We start from the raw sequence: 23,725 nt of genomic DNA, 5'->3' as shown, positions 1-23,725 counted from the left end.
GGGCCCGGAAGGCCGGGGCTCAGAAGGCCGACACCCCCGTCAGCGCCCGTCCGATGACCAGCTTCTGGATCTGGCTGGTGCCCTCGTAGAGGGTCATCACACGGGCGTCGCGCAGCAGCTTCCCGGCCGGGTACTCGTCGATGTAGCCGTAGCCGCCGAAGACCTGGAGGGCGTTGTTGGCGGCGCGCACGGCGGCCTCCGAGGCGAACAGCTTGGCCTTGGAGGACTCGACGGTGAAGGGCTGTCCGCGGTCGATCAGGTCGGCGACCCGCCACGTCAGCAACCGGGCCGCGTCCACGTCGAGGGCGATGTCGCTGATCAGCTCCTGCACCAGCTGGTGGTGGGCGATGGTCTTCCCGAACTGCTCGCGCTCGCCCGCGTACCGCACGGCGACGTCCAGCGCGGCCTGGGCGATGCCGACACAGCCGGCCGCCACCGACATCCGGCCCTTGGCGAGGGCCGACATGGCGACCGAGAAGCCCTTGCCCTCGGGGGCCAGCATCGCGGAGGCGGGGACGCGCACGTCCTCCAGGACCAGCTCGGCGGTGGCCTGGCCGCGCAGCCCGAGCTTGCCGTGGACGGCGCGGCGGCTGAGGCCGGGCGTGTCGGTGGGCACCAGGAAGGCGGAGACGCCCTTGTGGCCGGGGGCGTCGGTCGAGCGGGCGAAGAGCAGCACGACGTCGGCCCAGGTGCCGTTGGTGATGAACATCTTGGTGCCGTTGATGACGTAGTCGCCGCCGTCGCGGACCGCGCGGGTGGACAGGTTCCCGGCGTCCGACCCCGTGCCGGGCTCGGTCAGTCCGAAGCAGCCGACGTACTCGCCGGAGGTGAGCCCAGGCAGCCAGCGCCGCTTCTGCTCCTCGTCGCCCCACGCGGCGACGGTCTTGGCGACCAGGCCGAGGGAGACGGAGACGATGCCGCGCACCGAGCTGTCACCTCGCCCCAGCTCCTCGGTGACCAGGCAGTACGCGAGGTGGTCGCCGCCCGAGCCGCCGTACTCCTCGTCGACGGTGAGCCCGAGGAAGCCGACCTCGCCGAGCTTCTTCACGATCGACCGGTCCACCTCCTCGGCACGGTCCCAGGCGACGACGTGCGGGGCGATCTCGCGCTCCACGAAGTCCCGCGCGAGCTGCCGTACGGCGCTCTGCTCCTCGCTGAGCTCCAGGTTCATGCCGAGTCACCCCACAGGAAAGACGTCTTGGAAGCCGTACACCTTGAAAGCCGTACATTTAAATTAGCACTGCTAGTTTCTGTACGCAGCCCTACTATGTGCGCCATGGCCCGACCGCGCAAGCCCCTGCTCAGCACCGACCGGATCGTCGAGACGGCCCGCGCGCTGGTGGACGCGGAGGGCCTCGCGGCCGTCTCCACCCGCCGGCTCGCGGCGGAGCTGGGGGTCAGCGGGCCCTCGCTCTACAACCACTTCCGCACCAAGGACGAGATCCTGGAGGCGGTGGCCGACTCGGTGAGCGCGCAGGTCGACCTGTCGATGTTCGAGGACGGCCGGGAGTGGCGGACCGCGCTGCACGACTGGGCCGTCTCCTACCGGGCGGCGCTGCGCGACCACCCCAACATCGTCCCGGTCCTCGCCCACGGCCCCGGCCGCCGCCCGGCCGCGCTGCGCCTCGCGGACGCCGTCTACGGGGCGATGGTCGACGCGGGCTGGCCGCCGGCCCAGGCCACGTCCATCGGCGCGCTGATGCGCTACTTCGTCATGGGTTCCGCGCTCGGCTCCTTCGCCCGGGGCTTCCCGGACGACGCGAGCGCGTACGACCCCGCCGACTACCCGCACCTCGGCAAGGCGCACCTGCTGGCCGAGCAGCAGGAGAAGATCGACGAGCGCGCCTTCGAGACCGGGCTGGCGGCCCTGCTGGACGGGCTGGCGCAGCAGTACCGGCAGGCCGCGGGGGACGCGTGAGGACACGTGCCGTGCGGACACTTCGGCGGGGGCCGAACGGTGCGTGACGCATCCTGGGACGCATGACCACCAGGGAAACCGGGGCCTCCGGACTCGCCCGGCTGGCCGGGCTGATCGCCGACGAGACCCGGGCCGCCTGTCTGCTGGCACTGCTCGACGGCCGGGCGTGGACCGCCGGCGAACTGGCCCGGCACGCGGGCGTCGCCGCGTCGACCCTCAGCGAGCACCTGGGCAAGCTCGTCGCGGGCGGCCTGCTCTCCGAGGAGCGGCAGGGGCGGCACCGGTACGTGCGGCTGGCCGACGAGCGGACCGCCCAGCTCGTGGAGGACCTGGCCGCGCAGGTCGCCCCCGAGGCCGCGGCCCGGCGACCGCGTACCCTGCGGGCTTCGAGCGCCGGGTCGGCGATGGCGCGGGGACGCACCTGCTACGACCATCTCGCCGGGCGGCTCGGGATCGCCGTCACCGACGCGCTGACCGGACGCGGACTGCTGCGCCAGGACACCGGCTTCGCCCTCACGGACGCGGGCCTGGGCTGGTTCGCCACCGCCGGGATCACCCTGCGGCCCACGGGGCGCAGGCCGCTGGCCCGCGGCTGCCTCGACTGGACCGAACGCCGCCCCCACCTCGCGGGCGTCGCGGGCGCGGCCCTGTGCCTGCACGCCCTGGAGACGGGCTGGTGCGTACGCATCGGCTCCGAACGGGCGGTGCGGGTGACGGCGGCGGGTGAGCAGGCGCTGACGGAGCTGCTGGGCATCGACCCGGTGGTACTGCGCTGAGTGCACCGTCCCCGTCCTGGACCGCCGCGTCCCCGTCCCCGGACCGCCGCGTCCCCGTCCCCGAAACCGCCGCGTCCCCGTCCGGAACCCGCCGGTCGACGAACCTCTTCCCTTCTAGCCTCGGGAGCATGATGAGCACCACCCCACGCGCCACCACCCCGCGCGCCGCTTCCCGCCGCCCGCAGCTGCTCGCGGCCGGCGCCGCCACCGTCACCGTCGTGCTGTGGGCCTCCGCCTTCGTCTCCATCCGCAGCGCGGGTGAGGTCTACTCCCCGGGCGCGCTGGCGCTCGGCCGGCTGCTGTCGGGCGTCCTGGCACTCGGCGCGATCTGCCTGCTGCGCCGGGAGGGGCTGCCGCCGCGGGCCGCCTGGCGGGGCATCGCGATATCGGGGGTGCTGTGGTTCGGCTTCTACATGGTCGTCCTGAACTGGGGCGAGCAGCAGGTGGACGCCGGTACCGCCGCCCTGGTGGTGAACGTCGGGCCGATCCTCATCGCCCTGCTCGGCGCCCGGTTCCTCGGGGACGGACTGCCGCCGCGGCTGCTGGCGGGGATGGCGGTGTCGTTCGCCGGTGCGGTGACCGTGGGCCTGTCGATGTCCGGCGAGGGCGGTTCCTCGCTGTTCGGCGTCGTGCTGTGCCTGCTGGCCGCAGGGGCGTACGCGGGCGGGGTCGTGGCCCAGAAGCCCGCGCTGGGACACGCGAGCGCGCTCCAGGTGACGACCTTCGGGTGCCTGGTCGGCGCGGTGCTCTGCCTGCCGTTCGCGGGGCAGCTGGTACACGAGGCGGCCGACGCGCCCGTCTCCGCGACCCTCAACATGGTGTACCTGGGCGTGTTCCCGACCGCCCTGGCGTTCACCACGTGGGCGTACGCCCTGGCCCGTACGACGGCCGGCCGCATGGGCGCGACCACGTACGCCGTGCCCGCCCTGGTCGTTCTGATGTCGTGGCTGGCGCTGGGCGAGGTGCCGGGGCTGCTCACCCTGGCGGGGGGCGCGCTGTGCCTGGCGGGCGTGGCGGTGTCCCGGTCGCGGAACCGGAAGGGGACGGCGGCTCCGAACGGGACGGCGGCTCCGGAGCCCGAGGGGGCCACGGAGCCGCACGCGGGACGCGGGGGCCGGGTCTAGAACACCACCAGCGCCCGTCCGCCCTTGCCCGCCAGCATGTTCTCGAAGGCCGCCGGGATGCCGTCCAGCGCGATCCGCTCCGTCACCAGGGCGCCGAGGTCCAGCCGCCCCGCGCGCACGTGCTCGGCCAGGACGGGCAGGTCCCGGACGGGGTCGGCGTCGCCGTAGACGCAGCCGGTGAGGGTGCGGCCCCAGTGGAAGATCTCCAGGGCGTTGAAGGTGACCTGCTGGTCCTTGCCGCCGATGCCGACGACCGTGGTGCGGCCGCCGCGCCGGGTGGACTCCCAGGCGGTGCGGATGGTGACGGCCCGGCCCACGCACTCGACGGCGACGTCGACGCCCTGCTTGCCGGTGAGGGCGCGGATCTCGCGGGCGGTGGTGTCGCCGGCGACCAGGTAGTCGGTGGCGCCGGCGGAGCGGGCCAGCTCCTCCTTCTCCGGGGACACGTCGACGGCGACGATCTTCGAGGCGCCCGCGATCCGGGCCGACTGGAGCGCGGCGAGCCCCACTCCGCCGACGCCGAACACCGCGACGGTCTCGCTCTCCCGGACCTTCGCCGAGTGGTGGACGGCGCCGTACCCGGTGAGCACGGCGCAGCCCAGCAGGGCAGCGTCGGTGAGGGGGATGCCGTCGGGGACGGGCAGGACGCAGGACGCGGAGACCACCGTCTCCTCGGCGAAGGCGGCGACGTTGAGCCCGGGGTGCAGGTCGGTGCCGTCGTCGGCACGGCGGGCGTGCACGTTCGCCGCGCCGGACAGGGCGTTCGCGCACAGCCAGACCTCGCCGAGCGAGCAGGCGTGGCAGGCGCCGCAGGACGGGGCCCAGTTGAGGACGACGTCGTCGCCGGGGGCGACGTGGGTGACGCCGTCGCCGACGGCGAGGACCGTGCCGGCGCCCTCGTGGCCGAGGACGGCGGGGACCGGGACCCGCATGGTGCCGTTGGACAGGGACAGGTCGGAATGGCAGACGCCGGCGGCGGCGAGCCGCACGTGGACCTGGCCGGGGCCGGGTGCGGGCAGCTCGATCCCGGTGACCTCCAGCGGGGAGCCTACGGCGGGTACGACGGCGGCACGGACAGCGGTACGGACGGCCATGACGTGGGCAACTCCCCTGGAGCTAGAACTGGAGGGACTTGGTCTGGAGGTACTCGGCCAGGCCGTGCGAGCCCAGCTCGCGGCCCACGCCGGACTGCTTGTAGCCGCCGAAGGGCGCCAGCGGGTTGAAGCGCCCGCCGTTGATGTCGACCTGGCCGGTGTCCATGCGGCGGGCGAAGGCGACCGCCTCGGCCTCGTCCCCGGCCCAGACGGCGCCGGCGAGGCCGTACACCGTGCCGTTGGCGATCCGCAGGGCGTCGTCCTCGTCCTCGTAGCGGAGGATGGTCAGGACGGGGCCGAAGATCTCCTCCTGGGCGACGGTCATCTCCTCGGTCACGTCGGCGAAGACCGTGGGGCTGACGAAGTACCCCTTGTCCCGCGGGGCTTCGGGGCCGCCCGCGACGAGACGGGCGCCCTCGGCGGCACCCTTCTCGATGTATCCGCGCACCCGCTCCTGCTGCTTGGCGTTGACGACCGGGCCGATCCGGTCGCCGTACTTCGCGGCGGCCTCGGCGGCCAGCTCCACGGCCTCGTCGTACCGGTCGCGGTGGACCAGCATGCGCGTCCAGGCGCTGCACGTCTGGCCGGAGTTGGACATGACGTTGGCGACGCCCACGTTCACGGCCTTGGCGAGGTCGGCGCTGGGCAGGATGACGTTGGCGGACTTGCCGCCGAGTTCGAGGGCGACCTTCTTGACGGCGGCGCCGGCGAGGGCGCCGATCCGCCGGCCCACGGCCGTGGAGCCGGTGAAGGAGACCAGGTCGACACCGGGGTGCTCGGCGAGGGCCTGTCCGGCGACCGGGCCCAGGCCGGTGACCAGGTTGAAGACGCCCGCCGGCACACCGGCCTCGTGCACGGCCTCGGCGAAGAGCTGGGCGGTGAGCGGGGTGTCCTCGGCGGGCTTCAGCACGATCGTGCAGCCGGCCGCGAGCGCCGGGGCGACTTTGGCGACGATCTGGTGCAGGGGGTAGTTCCAGGGGGTGATGGCGCCGACCACGCCGATCGGTTCGTGGTGCACGACGGAGTTGCCGACCTTCTCCTCGAAGGCGTACGTGGCCGCCAGCTCGGCGTAGGAGCCGGCGACGGCGATCGGCGCGCCGGCGTGCACGGCCTGCGAGAACTTCAGCGGGGAGCCCAGCTCGGCGGTGACCGTCTCCGCGATCTCGTCCTTGCGGGCCACCAGCACGTCCCGCAGGGCGGCCAGGCGTGCGGCCCGCTCGGCGGGCGGGGTGGCGGCCCAGCCCGGCAGGGCGGCCCGGGCGGCCCGCACGGCGTTGTCGACGTCCAGGGCGTTGCCGGCCGGGACCTGGCCGATCACCTGCTCGTCGGCCGGGTTCACGACGTCGATCGTGTCCCGTCCGTCGGCGGACCGCCAGGCTCCGTCGATGTACATGCCGTCGTGTGCCTTCATCGCGTTCCTTCCGGGCGGGCCTCGTCGTCCGGCCCCAAACTAGCGCCGATAGTTTTACGGCACCAGGGGCGGCCACCATGGTGGCGCGGGTCACCCTCCCGGTGGGGCGGCTTCCCGTGGGCTCACTCCTCCAGGTCCGGCAGCCGGGCGGGGGCGGGGCAGATCCGTTCGCCGTGCTGGTCGAAGACGAACAGGTGGGCCAGGTCGACGAGGAGCGGCACCTGCATGCCGTGGCGCAGGTCGATGTCGGGGGTGGTCCGGACGATCAGGTCGCCGGGCAGGCGGCCGTCGGGCGGGGCCACCGCGGGGCCGGCCTCCTCCGGTTCGTCCATGACCACCACCGGTCCGGCGCGCAGGGCGCCCGCCCGCTCCTTCAGGCGGTGCAGGACCGTGCCGTCGCGGCGACGGCGCCGGGCCGGGCGGGTGAGGGGGCGCGGCGCCTCCAGGTCGGGCACGACGGCCGGCCGTGAGCCGGTGTCGAAGTGCACGAGGATCTCGTGGCCCTGGAACTCGACGTGCTCCACGAGGCCGGTGAGCAGCACCTCGCCGGGGCGGGCGGAGGACGGTTGCGCGATCCTGACCGCCTCCGAGCGCAGGCCGACGATGACCTCACGACCCTGCTGGACGCGGAGCAGCTGGTGGTCCAGGGAGAGCGGTTCCGGCAGGCGCAGGAACTGCTTGCCCAGGCTGATGGTCATCGCGCCGTCCAGCGGGGCGCGCACCAGGCCGCGCAGCAGGTTGATGCGCGGGGTGCCGATGAAGGCGGCGACGAAGACGTTGCGCGGGAGCGCGTACACCGCGCGCGGGTTGTCCACCTGCTGGAGGACGCCTCCGCGCAGGACGGCGACGCGGTCGCCGAGGGACATGGCCTCGGACTGGTCGTGGGTGACGTAGACGGTGGTGACGCCCAGTTCCCGGGTCAGTCGGGTGATCTCGGCGCGCAGGTGGTTGCGGAGCTTGGCGTCGAGGTTGGACAGCGGCTCGTCCATGAGGAAGGCGGTGGGGTGGCGGGCGATGGCCCGGCCCATGGCGACGCGCTGGCGTTCGCCGCCGGAGAGCTGGGCGGGGAAGCGGTCGAGGAGGTCCTCGATGCCCAGCATGCGGGCGGTGGCGTCCACGCGGGGGCCGTGGTCGGCCTGCGGGGCCTCGACGCGCAGCGGGAAGCCGATGTTCCCGCGGGTCGTCATGTTGGGGTACAGGGCGAAGTTCTGGAAGACCATCGCCATGCTCCGCTCGGACGGCAGCAGGTCGTTGGCGTACGCGCCGTCCAGCAGCAGTTCGCCGTCGGTGATCTCCTCCAGGCCGGCGATCATGCGCAGCACCGTGGACTTGCCGCAGCCGGAGGGGCCGAGCAGGACGAGGAACTCGCCGGGCGCGACGTCCAGCGACAGCCGGTCCACCACGCGGACGCCTCGCGCGTAGGTCTTGCTCACGTCGTGCAGGGAGATGGCGCGTGTCATGGCAGGTGCCCCCGGGGGCTCACTGAGCGCTGGTGCTCCGCGGTCGGACGCCCTCGTGCGGGTCGTACGGGGCGTGTGAGTCACGGAAGTTAACGGACTGTACGCGGGCGGGGGAAGACACCGGACCCGAATTCCGTGCCGGCGTCCATCTGGTGAGAAAGCGGACGGCCGAATTCAGCCGCCGGGCCGCTCACGGAGGGGCGGCCGGCGGCGCGGCGCCGGGGGTGCCCGCACTGGACCGCCGGGGCACGGCCGCCGGGCCCTAGCCGGGACGCCGGACCCGGCACCCCGCCGCTGCCCCGGCCCCTGCCCCTGCCCCTGCCCCTGCCCCTGCGGCGCAGTTCCGCAGCGGGCCCCGGGACACGGGCGGCGGAGCCGTCAGCGGGCCGTGCGGCGCGGTGCGCGCCGGTTGCGGGGTGCCGCTGCCCCGGGGGGCGGCTCGTTCCCGGGCGGGCCGGAGGAGGAGCGCAGGGCGACGCCCGAGGACAGGAGGAGCAGCGCCCCGAGCATCACGAAGGGCGCCGCCACACCCGCGACACCGGCGATCAGTCCGGCCGCGGCGGGCGCGGCGACCTGGCCGAGGCGGTTGCCGGTCAGCCGGAGGGCCAGGGCGGTGGAGCGGGCTCCGTCGGGGGCCGCCCGGACGACCGTGGTCATGGACAGCGGCTGGCCGACGCCGAGGCAGAAGCCCAGGACGACCAGCATCAGCGCGAGCCCCCACACCGGCACCGGCAGCGCGACACCGGCGCACAGCAGGGCGGCCAGCAGACAGGTCACCGTGAGCAGCACGGTGCGGCCGAGCAGCCGCAGCAGGGGCGTCAGCACCAGCCGGCAGGCGATCGTGGCCGCCGCCCGCAGGCTGAGCAGTACGCCGATCACCGCCGGGGAGATGCCCCGGTGCTCGCCGACCACCGGGAGGTAGGCGGTCAGGATGTCGGTGGCGGACAGCACGGACAGGCTGATCAGGATGCCCGCGGGCACGCCCCGGGCGCGCAGGATGCTCCCCACCGGGACCCGCGTGCCCGCCTCCGGGCGGGAGCCGGCGGCCGTCGGGTGCTCTATGCGCCACAGCGACGTGAACGCCACCGCCGCGCCCGCTCCCGCCACCACCAGGGCCAACGCGCTGCTGCCCGCCATGTCGTGGCCGCCGATCAGCGCGCCCGCCGCGACCGGGCCGATCAGCTGGCCGAGCGAGGCGCCGATCGTGAAGTGGCCGAAGTTGCGGTCCTGTTCGTGCGGCGCGGACTGCCGGGCGACCAGCGACTGGGCGCCGATGACGAAGCAGAGGTGGCCGAGGCCCATGACGCCGCTCCACAGGGCCATCGCCCACAGCGAGCCCGCGACGCCGCTCAGCGCGCAGCCGCCGGAGATGAGCACCACGCCGACGGGCAGCAGCGGCGCGCAGCGGCCGTGGTCGGTGCGGCGGCCGAGCGGGACGGCGGCGAACAGCGGCAACAGCGCGTACACACCGGCGATGACGCCGATCGCCCGCTCGTCCGCGCCCAGCGCGAGGGCCCGGTAGGAGACGGCCGGCCGGGCCATCGACACCGCCCCCTGCGCGAAGCCGAAGGCGATGACGAGGCGGAGCAGCCAGCCGCGGTTCCCACCGGGCGCCATGGTCGTGTCCTTCCCGGACTGCCGTGTCCGTGAGCCGGTCCCCCGGTCGAGCCCGCGGAAGCCGGTCCGATGATCAGATGATGCCGAACAGGATGCCCGCCGCGAGGATGACCAGGCTCGTCAGGACCGCCCACTTGACCACGAACCGCGTGTGGTCGCCGAACTCGACCTTGGCCATGCCGACCAGGACGTAGACGGCCGGGACGAGCGGGCTGGACATGTGCAGCGGCTGGCCGACGATCGAGGCGCGGGCGATCTCCAGTGTCGACACCCCGTGCGCCTGACCGGCCTCGGCGAGCACCGGCAGCACGCCGAAGTAGAAGCCGTCGTTCGACATGAAGTAGGTGAGCGGCAGGCTCAGCAGGCCGGTGACCAGGCCCATGTGCGGGCCCATGCCCTCGGGGATGGTGTCCACCAGCCAGTTGGCCATGTGGTCGACCATGCCGGTGCCGGAGAGGACGCCGGTGAAGACGGCGGCGGCGAAGACCATGCCGGAGACGTTGAGCACGTTGTCGGCGTGGGCCGCGATCCGGGCCTTCTGGTCGGGGATGTGGGGGAAGTTGACGGTGAGCGCGAGCGCGGCGCCGAGCAGGAAGAGCACCGGGATCGGCAGCAGTTCCATGATCATGGCGGTGAGCAGGGCGACCGTGAGCAGCGCGTTGAACCAGTACAGCTTGGGCCGCAGGGTGGCCCGGTTCGGGTCGAGGCCCTGGAAGTCGTCGTCCGGCTCCCCGTCCCCGGCGGACGCCTTCTCCGCACCGGCACCGCCATCCGAAGCCGCCCCCGCCCCCGCACCCGAAGCCGCACCGGCACCGGAAGCCGCACCCGCACCCGCGCGGGCCCCCGCCCCGGCGCCGACCAGCACCGTCTCGCTCTCGCTCTCCGGCTCCCGCACCAGCGCCTCGTCCAGCGTCAGCGTGCCCACGCGCCGGCGCTCGCGCAGCCCGAGCACGTAGGCGAGGACGACGACGGCGAGCAGACCGACGGCCAGGGCCGGGATCATCGGGACGAAGATGTCGGTGGCGTCGACCTTCAGCGCGGTCGCGGCGCGGGCGGTGGGCCCGCCCCACGGCAGCGTGTTCATCACACCGTTGGCCATGGCAGCCACACCGGTCATCACGACCAGGCTCATCTTCAGGCGCTTGTACAGCGGGTACATGGCCGAGACCGTGATCATGAAGGTGGTGGAGCCGTCGCCGTCCAGGGAGACGATCGCGGCCAGCAGGGCCGTGCCGACCACGATCCGCATCGGGTCCGCCCGGCAGAACTTCAGGATGGCCCGGACGATCGGGTCGAAGAGCCCAACGTCGATCATCACCCCGAAGTAGACGATCGCGAACATGAGCATCGCCGCGGTGGGGGCGAGGCTGGACACGCCGTCGATGACGTAGTCCCCGAGGTGGGCGCCCTTGCCGACGAACACGCAGAACAGCGCGGGGATCAGCACGAGCGCCGCGATCGGCGACATCTTCTTCATCATGATCAGGACCAGGAAGGTCGCGATCATGGCGAAGCCGAGGATGGTCAGCATGAATGAGTACCTAACGTTCGCCCTTGAACATCCCACCGGGGCAGGCGGTGCGAGCGACGTTAGGTGCCGTGTACGCGCGTTAACAAGACGTGGACACGCGAGCAATAAGCGCAAAACTCCAGGTCACGGCTTTGCTCAGCTGACGGGGCTGACCTCCACGGGCACGCCGTTGAGGACCGCGTTGCCGGAGAGCGGGTCGAGCGCGCTGCCGTCGAGGAGCTGGTTGACGTTGACGCCGGGGTCGGTGGCGGCGTGGGTCAGCCGGGTGCCCGGCCGGTCGTGCCCCCAGCCGTGCGGGAGGCTGACCACGCCCGGCCGGACGGCGTCGGTGACCTCGGCGGGGGCGGTCAGCTCCCCGCCGGCGCCCTTCACGCGCACGCTCGCCCCGGTGCGCACGCCGAGCCGTGCTGCGTCGTCGGGGTGGAGGTGCAGCGTGCAGCGGTTGGAGCCGCCGGTGAGGGCCGGGACGTTGTGCATCCAGCTGTTGTTGGAGCGCAGGTGGCGGCGGCCGACGAGGACGAGTCCGTCGGGCCGCTCGGCCAGGGCCCGCCGCAGCCGCGGCAGGTCGTCGGCGATCGGCCCAGGCAGCAGCTCCACCTTGCCGCTGGGGGTCTTCAGCGGCTGCGGCAGCCGCGGGCGCAGCGGTCCGAGGTCGATGCCGTGCGGGTGCTCGAGCAGCCGCTGGAGCGACAGCCCGTCCGGGTCCGCGCCGAAGCCGTCGCCGTAGGGGCCGAGGCGCAGCATCATGTCCAGTCGTCGCTCGGGGCCGTTCTCCCCGGTGAGCAGGGCGGCCAGTTCGAGGGGGTCGCGGCCGTGCACGGGCGAGTGCGGGTCGCGGACGGACCTGGAGAGGGTCTGCTCGATCACCAGGGCGTCGACGGCGGCCGGGTCGGTCCCGTGCCGGCCGGAGGCGGCCAGGGTCAGCCGGGCCAGGATCTCGGTCTCGGCCATGCGGCCGGGCTCCAGCGGGACGGCGGGGCGGGTGTAGCGGACCTGGTGGCGCACGGCGAGGGTGTTGAGGGCGAAGTCGTGGTGCGGGCTCTGGGCCGGCGGGGGCGGCGGCAGGACGACGTGGGCGTGGCGCGAGGTCTCGTTGAGGTAGGGGTCGACGCTGACCATGAAGTCCAGCGAGTCCAGGGCCCGGTCGAGCCGGTTCCCGTCGGGTGCGGACAGGACTGGGTTGGCGGCGACGGTGATCAGCGCCCGGATCGGTTCGCCCTCGTCGGTGGCGGTGTCGATCTCCTCGGCGAGGACGGACAGCGGCAGCTCGCCCTTGGCCTCGGGGTGTCCGCCGACCCGGGAGCGCCAGCGGCCGAGCGCGAAGCCCCGGCCGGGCCCGGCGGGGCGAGGCGTCCGGTCGGTGGCCGCCTGCGGGAAGAGGGCGCCGCCGGGCCGGTCGAGGTTGCCGGTGAGGAGGTTGAGGACGTCCACGAGCCAGCTGGCGAGGGTGCCGTGCGGGACGGTGCAGCTGCCGATGCGGCCGTAGACGGCGGCGGTGGGGGCCGCGGCGAGTTCACGGGCGAGGGCGCGCGTCACGCCGGCCTCCACGTCACAGGCCGCGGCGACGTCCTCGGGCGTGAAGTCCCGTACCGTGGCGGCCAGTTCTTCCACGCCCTCGACGTGCGGGGCAAGCTCGCCGAGGTCCACCAGCTCCTCCTCGAAGAGCACGTGGGCCATCGCGGCGAGCAACAGGGCGTCGGTGCCGGGGCGGATCGCCACGTGCCGGTCGGCGAGCTTCGCGGTGCGGGTGCGGCGCGGGTCGATGACGGTGAGGGTGCCGCCGCGGGCCCTGAGGGCCTTGAGGCGGCCGGGGAAGTCGGGCGCGGTGCACAGACTCCCGTTGGACTCCAGCGGGTTGGCGCCGATCAGCAGCAGGTGGTCGGTGCGGTCCAGGTCGGGCACCGGGATGGCGTTGGCGTCGCCGAAGAGCAGGCCGCTGGAGACGTGCTTGGGCATCTGGTCGACCGTGGAGGCGGTGAAGAGGCTGCGCGTGCCGAGGGCGGCGAGCAGGACGGACGGGTAGAGGGCGCCGGCCACGGTGTGCACGTTGGGGTTGCCGAGGACGACGCCGACGGCGTGCGCGCCGTGCCGTTCGGCGACGGTCCGGACCCCGGCGGCGACCGCGTCGAACGCCTCCTCCCAGGTGGCCTCGCGCAGTGCGCCGTCCCTGCGCACCAGGGGCGTGCGCAGCCGGTCGGGGTCGGAGTCGACGGCGCCGAAGGACGCGCCCTTGGGGCAGATGAACCCACGGCTGAACACGTCGTCGCGGTCGCCGCGGGCGGCGGTGACCGTGGTGCCGTCGATGGTGAGGGCCAGGCCGCAGGTGGCCTCGCACAGGGGGCAGATACGCAGGGCGGTGCGGGACACGGGTCCTCCCGGGGCGGCGGCAGCGGCGCTTCCTCGCGGTGAGCATACCGACCGGTAGGCATGTTGGGGAGACCTGTGCGGGAGGCCGTACGGCACCGGCCCGTCACTCCAGTACGCGCCCCAGGTACGCCCGCAGCAGCTCCCTGGCCTCCTCGATGATCCTCTCGTCCCCGTCCGGCGCGACCCGGAAGGCGAGCTGGACCAGGGAGTCGGCGGTCTCCACGGCGACGAGGAAGACGCGGCGCAGATCGTCGTCGGGGCTGCGGCCGAGGTAGCCGGAGAGCAGTTCGGTGAGCCGGTCGGCGACCCGGTGGTTGGGGACGGCGTGACGGCCGCCGACCGGGATCTGGTTGCCGAAGTCGATCAGGGAGAAGCCGGGCGCGGTGCGCTTCATCGCCAGGTACTCGTCGAGCACCGCGTCCAGCGCCCCGCGCCAGCCGCCGTCGCCGGTCTCGGTGAGCCGTTCGGTGACGCGCTCCGCGTAGCGCTCCAGGTTGCGCTGGGCGAGCGCGTCGACCATCTGCCGCTTGTTGCCGAAGAAGCGGTACACCGAGCCGATGGGGACGTCCGCGCGCAGCGCGACGGCCCGGGTGCTCAGGGCGTCGTAGCCGGCCTCGTCGAGGAGGTCGGCGCAGGCGTCGAGGATCCGGGTCAGCCGTTCGGCGCTGCGCCGCTGGACGGGGGCGCGGCGGAGCGAGGTCGCGTGGGACACGGGTCTCATGATGCCCTTCCGCCGCGGTCCGGTGAACTGTGACCTTCAGTACGGTGCGGGCCGGCGCCCCCGTTCACCGGCCCACCGTGTCGGCGGCGCGCACTCGCACCCCCGTACCCACCGGCACCACCGCACCGGCGGAGCGGCCCCCTCCCCCGCTCTCACCGGCCCACCGCGTCGCCGGGCGGGCCCTGCCCCCCGATCTCCTCCGGCCCCGTCGCCTCCGTGGGCTCCGCCTCCGACGCCGTGATGTCCGCGGTGCTCTCGACGGGCTCGCCGTCGACGGCCCAGACGGTGCCGTCGTCCGCGTACAGGCGGACCGTGACCTGGTGCGTGCCGCGCGGGACGAGGCCGGCGGCGAGGTGGTGCTCCGGGCCGCGCAGGCGGGTGACGAGGTCGCCGTCGAGGAAGAGGTGGGCGACGCCGCGGCCGGCCACCGGCTTCGCCTCCGTGCCGGGCGGCGAGAACCTGAAGTGGCGGGCGGTCAGGCGTACGTCCCAGCCGCCGTCGCTCTCGGGCTGCACCTCGATACCGACCTCGGGCGCCCGCGCGCCGTCCACCTCCCGGTAGCGCCGGCCCTCCTCGTCGGTGGTGTCGAGCAGTCTGCCCACCGGGGTGGCCGAGGCCCGGGTCCCCGGTTCGTCCTCGGCACCGGAACCGCAGCCCGCGGATCCGGTCAGCAGCAGGACACAGACCGCGAGCACGGTGCGCACTCCCCGCGTCCACGACATGACGGGAGACTAGAACACAGGTCCGACCCGGCGAATCCCCCTGGGGTCCGGTTCCGGTCATCCTCCTCAAGAGGGACCCGTACGGGTCCGGAAGAACCCGTGCGCCCTCTTGCGCGGGGGAAACCGCAATCCTACGGTGTCCCATAGGAATCGGGTGGCGAGGGAGCGATCAATGAGCGGGGACGCGCGGAAGACCGCGGAGGGGCCGGCCTACCTGTCCGGCTTCGGCAACGAGCACAGCTCGCAGGCCGTGCCGGGCGCGCTGCCCGAGGGCCGGAACTCGCCCCAGCGAGCACCTCTCGGGCTGTACGCGGAGCAGTTGAGCGGCACCGCGTTCACGGAACCGAGGGCGGACAACCGGCGTTCGTGGCTGTACCGCATCCGTCCGTCGGCCGCGCACCCGGCGTTCACCCGCACGGGCAACGGCGCGATCCGCACGGCCCCCTTCACCCAGGCCGTACCCGACCCGAACCGCCTGCGCTGGAGTCCGCTCCCCGCCTCCGAGGCCGGTACGGACTTCCTGGCGGGCCTGTGGACGCTCGGCGGCAACGGCGACGTCACCCAGCGCGCCGGCATGGCCGTGCACCTGTACCACGCCACCGCCTCCATGGACCGCGTGTTCAGCGACGCGGACGGAGAGCTGCTGATCGTCCCGGAGCGCGGCGGCCTGCTGCTGCACACCGAGTTCGGGCTGCTGCACGCCGAACCCGGCCATGTGGCGCTGATCCCGCGCGGGGTGCGCTTTCGCGTGGAGCTGCTCGACGAGGACGCGCGCGGGTACGTCTGCGAGAACTACGGCGCCCCCTTCCGCCTCCCCGACCTCGGCCCGATCGGCGCCAACGGCCTGGCGAACGCGCGGGACTTCAAGGCACCCGTCGCGGCCTTCGAGGACGACGAGAGCCCCACGGAGGTGGTCAACAAGTTCTGCGGCAACCTCTGGACCGCCGTCTACGACCACTCCCCCCTCGACGTGGTCGCCTGGCACGGCAACCATGTGCCGTACGTCTACGACCTGCGCCGTTTCAACGTCATCGGCACCATCTCGTACGACCACCCGGACCCGTCGATCTTCACGGTGCTCACCTCCCCGTCGGACACCCCGGGCCTCGCCGGTGTGGACTTCGTGGTCTTCGCGCCGCGCTGGCTGGTCGGCGAGGACACCTTCCGGCCGCCGTACTTCCACCGGAACGTGATGAGCGAGTACATGGGCCTGATCGAGGGCGCCTACGACGCGAAGGCCGAGGGATTCGTGCCCGGCGGCGGTTCGCTGCACAACATGATGTCGGCGCACGGGCCGGACCGGGAGACCTTCGACCGGGCGAGCGCCGCCGAGCTGAAGCCGCAGCGGATCGACGACGGCCTGGCGTTCATGTTCGAGACGCGGTGGCCGGTGACCCTCACCCCCCAGGCGGCCCGCGCCGAGCACCTGCAACCGCGCTACGACGATGTCTGGCAGGGCATGGAGCGTCACTTCCGCCCCTTGCACTGAGCAATGCCTACCGGTACGGATGGCCCGTGACCTCCTTCGCCCCGGACTCCATCGTCCTGAACCGCAAGCTGCCGCTCTGGTACCAGGTGTCGCAGTCGCTGCGCGCCTCGATACTCGGCCGCTCGCCGCGGGACCCGCTGCGCCTGCCCACCGAGGAGCAGCTGGCCGGACACTACGGGGTGAGCGTGCTGACCATGCGGCAGGCCCTGAAGGAGTTGGAGGACGAAGGGCTGATCACCCGGCACCGCAGGCGCGGCACGTTCATCGAGCCGCACGCCCGGCGGGGCGCCCCGGTGCGGCTGCTGGGCTCGGTGGACGCGATCGTGGCCCAGCAGTCCGGCATGCGGACCGAGCTGCTCGACCACGGCACCGGCCCGGTCCCGGCCGAACTGGCCGAGCACTTCCCGGACCTGGCCGAGACGGCGACGTACCACCGGCTGCGCCGCGAGGAGAAGACGGGCGAACCCACCAACCACGCCCGCAACTACGTCCGCCCCGAGATCGCCGCCCGCGTCGACCCGGCCGACCTGGCCCGCTGGCCGATGACCAAGGTGCTGCGGGACGTGGTGGGCGTGGACATCAGCCGGATCACGGACACCGTCGAGGCCCGGCTCGCGGACCCGGAGACCGCCCGGCTGCTCGACGTCCCGCTGCTCAGCCCGATCCTGCACTACACCGGCATCACCTACGACACCGCGGGACGGGTGCTGGACGTGGCCGTCATCCACTACCGGGGCGACCGCTTCTCCTTCACGGTCACCCTGGACGCCACCTGAGGTCCGGGTGCCCCGTCGTACGATGCCCAGCGTGACGCACGACGACGCTCCGCCGCTGGCGGACCTCCTGCCGTGGTCCGTCGCACCGCCGCGGCTCGGCCGGGGGTGGCCGGCGGCTCCCGACCCGGCTTCCCTGAAGGCCCGTTGGGACGCCCTGGTGAAGGCGGAGGGCCCCGACCGCGAGGCCCTGCTGGAGCCGACGCGGTCCCGCACGCTGCACACGGCGGTCGGCCGGCTGCCGGGCGCGTCCGGCGGCACGGAGAAGCTGCTGCGCGCCCACGGGCCGTGCCCGGAACCGGTCCGCGTGCTGCGCGCGCCCTTCGACGAGCAGTGGCTGATCCCCGACCACCGGCTGATCGACGCGGCCCGTCCCGAGCTGTGGCGGGTGGCGGACGAACACCAGGTCTTCGTGACCGAGACCGCCGAGGCGACGGGCCCTCCGCTGCTCCTGGCGACCTCCCGGCTGCCCCTGCTCGGCGGCGCCCGGGTCCGCCCGCTGTTCCGCCGCCCCGGCGGCACGGAACCCAATCTCGCCCCCGGCCTCCTGGACCACCTGGCCGCCCGGCTCGGCGGGCGCCCCGAGCCGCTGGACGTCCTGGCCTGGACGGTGGCGGCCGTGCGGGAGGGCTCCCGGGTCCCGCTCACCGCGGACCCGGCGCTGTGGGAGTACGGCGTCGGGCTGGGCCGGCGCGCCCTGTGGCTGATGCGCCGCGACGGCGAGCGCCCCAAGCTGCCCGGCGGCCGCCGCCCGTACGTCCGTGCCCCGCTGCCCGCGCGCCCGCTGGCCCTGCGCTACGACCGGGACGAGGAGGCCCTGTATTTGGACGAGGGCCGGGTCTCCCCCGTGCCGCCCGGCGCCTGGGACTTCGAGGCGGGCGGGGTGCGGGTGCTGGAGCAGTGGTTCGCGGCCCGCACCGCCGAGGGCGAGCCGGGCACGCTCGCGGCGATCCGTCCGGCCGGCTGGCCGCAGACCTGGACGTCCGAGCTGCTGGAGCTGATCACGGTCCTCGCGCTGCTCGCCGAGGTCCGGCCGCGGTGCCGGGAACTCACGGTGTCGGCGGAGATCACAGCGGCCGAACTGCGCGCGGCGGGCGTTCTCCCGGTGCCCTCGGCGGCCCGTCGGCCGGCTTCCGTCCTGGACGGCCGGGAAGAGGGCCCGGAGGGCCAGCTGGCACTGCTGTAGCCCGGCCGGGGGGCCGGTGGGCGTCACCGCCGGGCGGGGAAACGGCGAAGCGAGGAGACGAACCGGGGCACGGGACGAACCGGCCGGACCAGCGGACGCAGCCGGGCGCGCCAGGCGGACCTACGACGTCGGGCGCGCGAGACGGACCGTCGCAGTCGGGCGTACGGGTCGGGCGTACGGGTCGGTCAGGCGTACGAGCGGGGCGTACGAAATCGTGCCCGCGCTCGGGAACACACCGGGGCGCCGCTGCGTGCCGTGGGGATGACGGACGTGTGCGGCGGCGCCGCGCCGGGGACGGTGTGCGGCCGGAGCGCGGGCCTCAGTTGCTGCCGAACAGCGAACGACGCAGTCGGCGCAGCGGCGCGAACAGCGAGACCCGGCGCACCCTGGCGCCCCTGCTGCTGCGCTTGTGCGCGGGCTCACGCGCGGTCAGCTCACGCATCAGCGACGTCGCCTCCACCGTCTCCCGCTGTGGAAGGGCAGGCCCTCCCAGCACCGCGAGATGGCGGTCGAGACGCGAGCTGGTCGCGCTGCTCCCGCAGGTGATCGCAGGGACCCTGGCCCTGCTGCGCACTGTTATCTGTTCCATGTCACTCCCCACCCGTACGAGTCCACCCGGCCCGGGCAGGGTAACCCTATCGCCCCGGTGCGGCATGCGTGTATCGCGGTCACAGGATTCACCTTCCCCGTAAGGGGGTTGACGATTACTCTCCGAATCCAACAGATTCCAGGGTGAGTTGGACAACCGGCCTGCTCGTCGGCCGGTCGGAGCCGCCACCGGGTTCGACGGTCACGGCCAGTGACGTGCCGGACGGCCGCAGACCGGAGGCGATCAGGGGCGTGTCGCCGTCGAGGAGCCCCAGGGAGCGCGGCCCGGCGCCGGGGCGCACGAGCCACAGCTGGTGCACGCGGTCGCCGGACGGCTCGCCGTATCCGCTCAGGGTGACGACCGCGCGCCCCTCGGACGCGGAGGCGACCACGGCGAGGGTGCGGCCCCGGTCGTCCGTGTCGGACGCCGCGCGGACGTCCGGAGCCGCGAGAACGTGGGCCATCTCACGTGCCCGGTCCCCCGCGGCGTCCAACTCCCCCAGCGTCCGGTCCGCCTGTACGGCGAAGAGCGAGGCCACCACGAGGGCCGCCGCGGCCGTGACCGTGGCGAACGGCACGCGCAGGGGGCGCGGCCGGGAGGCGCGGGAGCGGCCCGGCGGCAGCCTCGGTACGGCCTTGGGCGCGGGCTCCTGCGGGGTGGTGCGTACGGCGGCCAGGACACGGTCGCGCAGGGCGGCCGGCGCCGGGGCGGCCGTGGACCGGGCCAGCCGGACGGCGTCCTCGGTCAGGACCCGCACCTCGGCGGCGCACCGGCCGCACCCTCGCAGGTGCCGGTCGAAGCGGACCCGTTCGGCGCCCTCCAGGGCGTCCAGGGCGTAGGGGGCGGCGAGCGAGTGGAGGTCGCCGCGGCGCGACAGCCGGCCGAGGGCGCTCATGCCGCGCCTCCCAGGCAGTCGCGCAGGCGGGTGAGGCCGTCCCTCATCCGCGTCTTGACGGTGCCCAGGGGAAGGGAGAGGCGTTCGGCCACCTCCCGGTAGGTGTAGCCGTCGTAGTAGGCGAGGGTGACCGACTGGCGTTGCAGGGCGGTCAGCCGGTCCAGGCAGCGGCGTACCCCTTCGCGTTCGAGACCCGCCTCGACCTCCTCGGACACCTGGTCGAAGGCGGGGAGGCGGGCGCGGCGGGCCTCGCGCCGTTCGCGTTCGCCGGCCGCGCGGGCGCTGCGGACCCGGTCGACGGCGCGGCGGTGCGCGACGGTGAGGATCCAGGACAGGGCGCTTCCCCGGCGCGGGTCGAACCGCGCGGCGGACCGCCACAGTTCGAGCAGCACCTCCTGCGCCACCTCCTCGGACTGGCCGGGGTCGCGCACCACGCGCCGTACGAGTCCGAACACCGGCCCGGACACCAGTCCGTACAGGTCCTCGAAGGCCTTCTGGTCACCGTCCGCCACGAGCACCAGCAGCTCGTCCGCCTCCACGGGTCCCCCCTCTCCGCGGGCCGCGCCGGCCCGTCGTCATCACCGCGGGGCGCGCACGGCGGCGCGCCCTCGGGCGGAGGTACGGATCCGCGGGCGGAAAACGCGGGTCGGCGGCTCGACCCGGAAGCGGGAGGGGGGAGACCCCGACCGGCGGGGCCTCCCCTCCTCTTTTCCGCTTTCTCCTTCTGCTTCCGTTTCCGGTCAGGCGGCGCTGTTGAGGACCGGCAGGTAGCCGCCGGACTGGCCGGCCGCGGTCGGGTGGTACGACTCGCCGATGTTCAGCCAGTTCACGCTGTGCAGCCAGGAACTGCCGGAGCAGATCTCGTGCCCGGTGAACGTCGTCCGCACGTCGCCGAAGGTGAAGCCGTGGTCGGCGGCGCGCTTGGCGATCGCGGTGTTGAGGTGGTCGGCGGCGTCGTTGATCGCCTTCCGCTTGGTCTCGGAGAGGCCGAGGCAGGAGGCGCCGAGCCGGTAGAAGCGCGGGTAGCCGATGACGACGACCTCGGCGTTCGGGGCCCTGCCGCTGATCGCCGAGTAGACGCCGTCGAGGTTGCCGGGCAGCGTCGAGTCGACGTACGCCTTCGCGGTGGCGATCCGCGACAGGCAGGAGCTGTCGGACTGGAGGACGCAGGTCATCATCACGTCGGCGAACCCCGCGTCGTTGCCGCCGACGCTGATCGAGACCAGGCCGGTGGCGGTGGTGAGCGGGCCGAGTTGTCCGGCGAGAACATCACCCGTACGGGCGCCGGAACAGGCCGTGAAGTCGAAGGTCGAGGGTGAGTTGGCGGCCGCCCAGAGGTAGGGGTGAGCCTTCGTGCTGCGCTTGCAGTCGCCGCTGGAGGCGATGTAGCTGCCCGCTCCGACGCCGGAGGAGTAGGAGTCGCCGAGCGCCACATAGCCGCCGGACACTGCGGGTTGGGCTGCCTGGGCGGTCGCGGCCCCGGTGAGGGCGGCGCCGGCGGCGAGGAGGACGGAAGTCAGGAAGCCGACAAGTCGGGAACGTCTCATGGAACCTCCTTTAGCAGGATCTCTGCCATGAACCGTGGTAGCAGCTACGCGTGTTGACAGGAAGTGTCCATGCCAATAAATGGCTGACGGTCGTTCAAAATCGGACGAAAAGCAGCGGGAACACCTGTGCCGTCTTGACGGTCTCCTGAGAGCTGCGCCACATTGAGGCCCGGCATCTTGGGCTTCGGGGGGCAAAGCGGAACGGTCCGGGGGACCGGTTCCGCACGAAATCGCCCCGTGTGAAGAACAGATGGCGGCAAACCGACAAAAACGTGAGTCCTGCTTCCAGGTCTTGCCATACAGCTTCAATCGTCAATACCGTCATACATCTCTCGCATCGGAACGTCGGCAAGCGGCTCAGGGGAGGGCTCGAGGCCGCGGCGGACCGGGCGGGAGGCGCGGTAGGGGGGTGCCGTGCTCGGTGGCCGCACAGGCGACCGGGCCGTGCCGCGCGGTCGGCTGCCGTTTCTTTCCGGCGCCGGCAGGCCATGCCAGCTCGTCCGGCACGTACGGAGTTCCACTCCGCCGTGCCGTGGGGCGAGAACCCCCCTTTCGAACCGGACACAGAGCCGGACCGCCCCTGGGGCGGGCGGTCCGCCGGACGAGAGGGACCAGACTCATGAGCTCAGTTCTGCAGCCGGCGTCGACGGGCAACGATCCGTCACCCGATCCGTCAGCGGCCGAGAAGTACCGGCCCGTCTCCTCGCACCTGGCGATAGCACCGCCGGTGAGCGTGGTCATACCCGCCATGAACGAGGCGGAGAACCTTCCCTACGTCTTCAAGACGCTGCCCGACTGGATCCACGAGGTCGTCCTCGTGGACGGCAACTCCACCGACGACACGGTGCGGGTCGCACGGGACCTGCGGCCGGACGTCAAGGTGGTCGAGCAGCGCGGCAAGGGCAAGGGGGACGCGCTGATCACCGGCTTCGAGGCGTGCACCGGGGACATCATCGTGATGGTCGACGCCGACGGCTCGGCCGACGGCCAGGAGATCGTCTCGTACGTCTCCGCCCTCGTCTCCGGCGCGGACTTCGCCAAGGGCTCCCGCTTCGCCAACGGCGGCGGCACCGACGACATGACGTTCATCCGCAAGCTCGGCAACCGCGCCCTGTGCGCGGTGGTCAACCGGAAGTTCGGCGCCCGCTACACCGACCTCTGCTACGGCTACAACGCCTTCTGGCGGCACTGCCTGGACAAGATCGATCTCGACTGCACCGGCTTCGAGGTGGAGACCCTGATGAACATCCGGGTCGTCAAGGCCGGCCTGAAGGTCCAGGAGATCCCCAGCCACGAGTACCTGCGCATCCACGGCGTCAGCAACCTGCGCGCCGTCCGGGACGGCCTGCGCGTCCTCAGAGTCATCCTCGACGAGCGCTCCAACCGGCGTGCCCTGCGCAGCCGTACGCACTCGCCCACGCTCGGCCCGGTCGGCGCCGTCGGCCCGGTCGGCCCGGTGGGTGCGGTCGGCCCGGTCGGCGCGGTCCGGAGGAAGGCGTCTTGAGCGGTTCCGGCGCCCCGCTCACGATCTCCGTCGTGATCTGCGTCTACACCGAGGACCGCTGGGAGGACATCCTCGCGGCGGTCTCCTCGGTGCGGGCGCAGTCCCGCCCGGCCCGCGAGACGCTGCTGGTCGTCGACCACAACGAGGCGCTGCGGGAACGGCTGTCGCGGGAGTACGACGAGAGCCGGGAGGTGCGGGTGCTCGCCAACGCGGGCCCCCGGGGCCTGTCCGCCGGCCGCAACACCGGCATCGCCGCCTCCCGCGGAGAGGTGATCGCCTTCCTCGACGACGACGCCGTGGCCGAGCGCGACTGGCTGCGGCACCTCACCGAGGGATACGCCGACCCGCGCGTGATGGCCGTCGGCGGGCGCACCGAGCCCGTCTGGGCGTCGGGGCGCCGGCCCGTCTGGTTCCCGGAGGAGTTCGACTGGGTGGTGGGCTGCACGTACCGGGGTCTGCCGCCCGGCCGGGTCCGGGTGCGCAACGTGCTGGGCGGCAACGCCTCCTTCCGGCGCGAGGCGTTCGAGGCGGCGGGCGGCTTCGCCACCGGCATCGGGCGCGACGGCGACAAGCGGCCGCTGGGCTGCGAGGAGACCGAGCTGTGCATCCGGCTCGCCCGCGCCCGCCCCGACGCCGTCCTGCTGATCGACGACCGCGCGGTGATCCACCACCGGGTGCCCGGGGTGCGCGAGCACTTCGGCTACTTCCGCACCCGTACCTGGGCCGAGGGGCTGTCCAAGGCGCTGGTGGCGCGCAGCGTCGGCGCGGGCAAGGGGCTGGAGTCCGAACGCCGCTACGCCACCCGGGTGCTGCCGGCCGGGGTGGCGCGCGGGCTGCGCGACGCGGTGCTGGCCCGGCCGGGCGGCGCGGGTCGGGCGGGCGCGATCGTCGCCGGGGTGCTCACGGCGGCGGGCGGCTACCTGGTGGGGACGGTACGGGCGCGGCGGGGCGGGAGCACCTTCTCCGTGGCGCCGGTGGAAGGGGGTGCGCGTGGCTGACGA

At 73.5% G+C, this 23,725-nt stretch carries 21 protein-coding genes; 8 read left to right on the top strand and 13 right to left on the bottom strand.

The features are described 5' to 3' along the window. Positions 1–19 precede the first annotated feature (19 nt). Positions 20–1,171, bottom strand: a complete 1,152-nt coding sequence (locus AC07FV_RS21865) for an acyl-CoA dehydrogenase family protein (protein ID WP_383648601.1) — start codon at positions 1,169–1,171, stop codon at positions 20–22. Between the two features lie 105 nt (positions 1,172–1,276). On the opposite strand from AC07FV_RS21865, the gene AC07FV_RS21860 reads away from it, so the two are divergent. The 3 genes from AC07FV_RS21860 (at position 1,277) to AC07FV_RS21850 (ending at position 3,818) form a co-directional block, all read left to right on the top strand. After that, positions 1,277–1,918 (top strand): TetR/AcrR family transcriptional regulator, encoded by a 642-nt coding sequence (locus tag AC07FV_RS21860; RefSeq protein WP_356606042.1) that lies wholly within the window; start codon positions 1,277–1,279, stop codon positions 1,916–1,918. 62 nt (positions 1,919–1,980) lie between these two features. Beyond that, a complete protein-coding gene (locus tag AC07FV_RS21855) occupies positions 1,981–2,694 on the top strand; it encodes an ArsR/SmtB family transcription factor (protein ID WP_479089017.1) in 714 nt (237 codons plus the stop codon). A 131-nt stretch (positions 2,695–2,825) separates the two neighbouring features. After that, positions 2,826–3,818, top strand: a complete 993-nt coding sequence (locus AC07FV_RS21850) for a DMT family transporter (protein ID WP_479089251.1) — start codon at positions 2,826–2,828, stop codon at positions 3,816–3,818. Here the strand turns inward: AC07FV_RS21850 and AC07FV_RS21845 are convergent. The 8 genes from AC07FV_RS21845 to AC07FV_RS21810 all read right to left on the bottom strand — a co-directional run bounded on the left by AC07FV_RS21845 (position 3,815) and on the right by AC07FV_RS21810 (position 14,741). After that, positions 3,815–4,912: a zinc-binding dehydrogenase gene (locus tag AC07FV_RS21845; RefSeq protein ID WP_479089016.1), complete on the bottom strand. Its 1,098-nt coding sequence runs from the start codon at positions 4,910–4,912 to the stop codon at positions 3,815–3,817. The genes AC07FV_RS21850 and AC07FV_RS21845 overlap by 4 nt on opposite strands. A gap of 22 nt (positions 4,913–4,934) precedes the next feature. Continuing rightward, complete coding sequence (locus AC07FV_RS21840) at positions 4,935–6,323, bottom strand: aldehyde dehydrogenase family protein (RefSeq protein WP_479089015.1); 1,389 nt, start codon at positions 6,321–6,323, stop codon at positions 4,935–4,937. 122 nt (positions 6,324–6,445) lie between these two features. Beyond that, a complete protein-coding gene (locus AC07FV_RS21835) occupies positions 6,446–7,783 on the bottom strand; it encodes an ABC transporter ATP-binding protein (protein ID WP_479089014.1) in 1,338 nt (445 codons plus the stop codon). 378 nt (positions 7,784–8,161) lie between these two features. Further along, positions 8,162–9,400 carry an MFS transporter gene (locus AC07FV_RS21830; protein WP_479089013.1) on the bottom strand — a complete coding sequence of 413 codons (1,239 nt, stop codon included), beginning with the start codon at positions 9,398–9,400 and terminating at the stop codon, positions 8,162–8,164. A gap of 73 nt (positions 9,401–9,473) precedes the next feature. Next, positions 9,474–10,931 carry a CitMHS family transporter gene (locus AC07FV_RS21825; RefSeq protein ID WP_479089012.1) on the bottom strand — a complete coding sequence of 486 codons (1,458 nt, stop codon included), beginning with the start codon at positions 10,929–10,931 and terminating at the stop codon, positions 9,474–9,476. Between the two features lie 135 nt (positions 10,932–11,066). Beyond that, a complete protein-coding gene (locus tag AC07FV_RS21820) occupies positions 11,067–13,298 on the bottom strand; it encodes a molybdopterin oxidoreductase family protein (RefSeq protein WP_479089011.1) in 2,232 nt (743 codons plus the stop codon). 103 nt (positions 13,299–13,401) lie between these two features. Continuing rightward, positions 13,402–14,019, bottom strand: a complete 618-nt coding sequence (locus tag AC07FV_RS21815) for a TetR/AcrR family transcriptional regulator (RefSeq protein WP_479089010.1) — start codon at positions 14,017–14,019, stop codon at positions 13,402–13,404. 152 nt (positions 14,020–14,171) lie between these two features. Beyond that, a complete protein-coding gene (locus AC07FV_RS21810) occupies positions 14,172–14,741 on the bottom strand; it encodes a hypothetical protein (RefSeq protein ID WP_479089009.1) in 570 nt (189 codons plus the stop codon). A 172-nt stretch (positions 14,742–14,913) separates the two neighbouring features. On the opposite strand from AC07FV_RS21810, the gene hmgA reads away from it, so the two are divergent. Genes hmgA through AC07FV_RS21795 form a run of 3 tightly spaced genes read left to right on the top strand, consistent with a single transcriptional unit; the run spans position 14,914 to position 18,189 of the window. Then, positions 14,914–16,230 carry a homogentisate 1,2-dioxygenase gene (hmgA, locus tag AC07FV_RS21805; RefSeq protein WP_479089008.1) on the top strand — a complete coding sequence of 439 codons (1,317 nt, stop codon included), beginning with the start codon at positions 14,914–14,916 and terminating at the stop codon, positions 16,228–16,230. A 26-nt stretch (positions 16,231–16,256) separates the two neighbouring features. Continuing rightward, the gene (locus AC07FV_RS21800) at positions 16,257–17,006 is read left to right on the top strand and encodes a GntR family transcriptional regulator (RefSeq protein WP_384700466.1); all 750 of its coding nucleotides are present in this window, start codon (positions 16,257–16,259) and stop codon (positions 17,004–17,006) included. 22 nt (positions 17,007–17,028) lie between these two features. After that, positions 17,029–18,189 (top strand): type ISP restriction/modification enzyme, encoded by a 1,161-nt coding sequence (locus AC07FV_RS21795; protein WP_479089007.1) that lies wholly within the window; start codon positions 17,029–17,031, stop codon positions 18,187–18,189. 319 nt (positions 18,190–18,508) lie between these two features. Here the strand turns inward: AC07FV_RS21795 and AC07FV_RS21790 are convergent, their stop codons facing one another. The 4 genes from AC07FV_RS21790 to AC07FV_RS21775 form a co-directional block, all read right to left on the bottom strand. Beyond that, the gene (locus tag AC07FV_RS21790) at positions 18,509–18,778 is read right to left on the bottom strand and encodes a hypothetical protein (protein ID WP_053128431.1); all 270 of its coding nucleotides are present in this window, start codon (positions 18,776–18,778) and stop codon (positions 18,509–18,511) included. 115 nt (positions 18,779–18,893) lie between these two features. Continuing rightward, positions 18,894–19,673, bottom strand: coding sequence for an anti-sigma factor (locus AC07FV_RS21785; protein WP_479089006.1), 780 nt, complete (start codon positions 19,671–19,673; stop codon positions 18,894–18,896). Continuing rightward, a complete protein-coding gene (locus AC07FV_RS21780; RefSeq protein WP_479089005.1) occupies positions 19,670–20,212 on the bottom strand; it encodes a sigma-70 family RNA polymerase sigma factor in 543 nt (180 codons plus the stop codon). The genes AC07FV_RS21785 and AC07FV_RS21780 overlap by 4 nt, the downstream gene beginning before the upstream one ends. 201 nt (positions 20,213–20,413) lie before the next feature. Beyond that, on the bottom strand, positions 20,414–21,220 hold the full coding sequence (locus AC07FV_RS21775) for an SGNH/GDSL hydrolase family protein (protein ID WP_479089004.1): 807 nt from the start codon (positions 21,218–21,220) through the stop codon (positions 20,414–20,416). Positions 21,221–21,839: 619 nt separating this feature from the next. Between AC07FV_RS21775 and AC07FV_RS21770 the strand changes: the two genes are divergently transcribed. Further along, entirely contained in the window at positions 21,840–22,724 is an 885-nt protein-coding gene (locus AC07FV_RS21770) for a glycosyltransferase family 2 protein (protein ID WP_479089003.1), read from the top strand. Continuing rightward, complete coding sequence (locus AC07FV_RS21765) at positions 22,721–23,722, top strand: glycosyltransferase family 2 protein (protein ID WP_479089002.1); 1,002 nt, start codon at positions 22,721–22,723, stop codon at positions 23,720–23,722. The genes AC07FV_RS21770 and AC07FV_RS21765 overlap by 4 nt, the downstream gene beginning before the upstream one ends. Positions 23,723–23,725 lie beyond the last annotated feature (3 nt).

The organism is Streptomyces sp. NPDC045956 (assembly GCF_056430705.1).
This window is presented reverse-complemented; position numbering and strand designations above follow the sequence as displayed.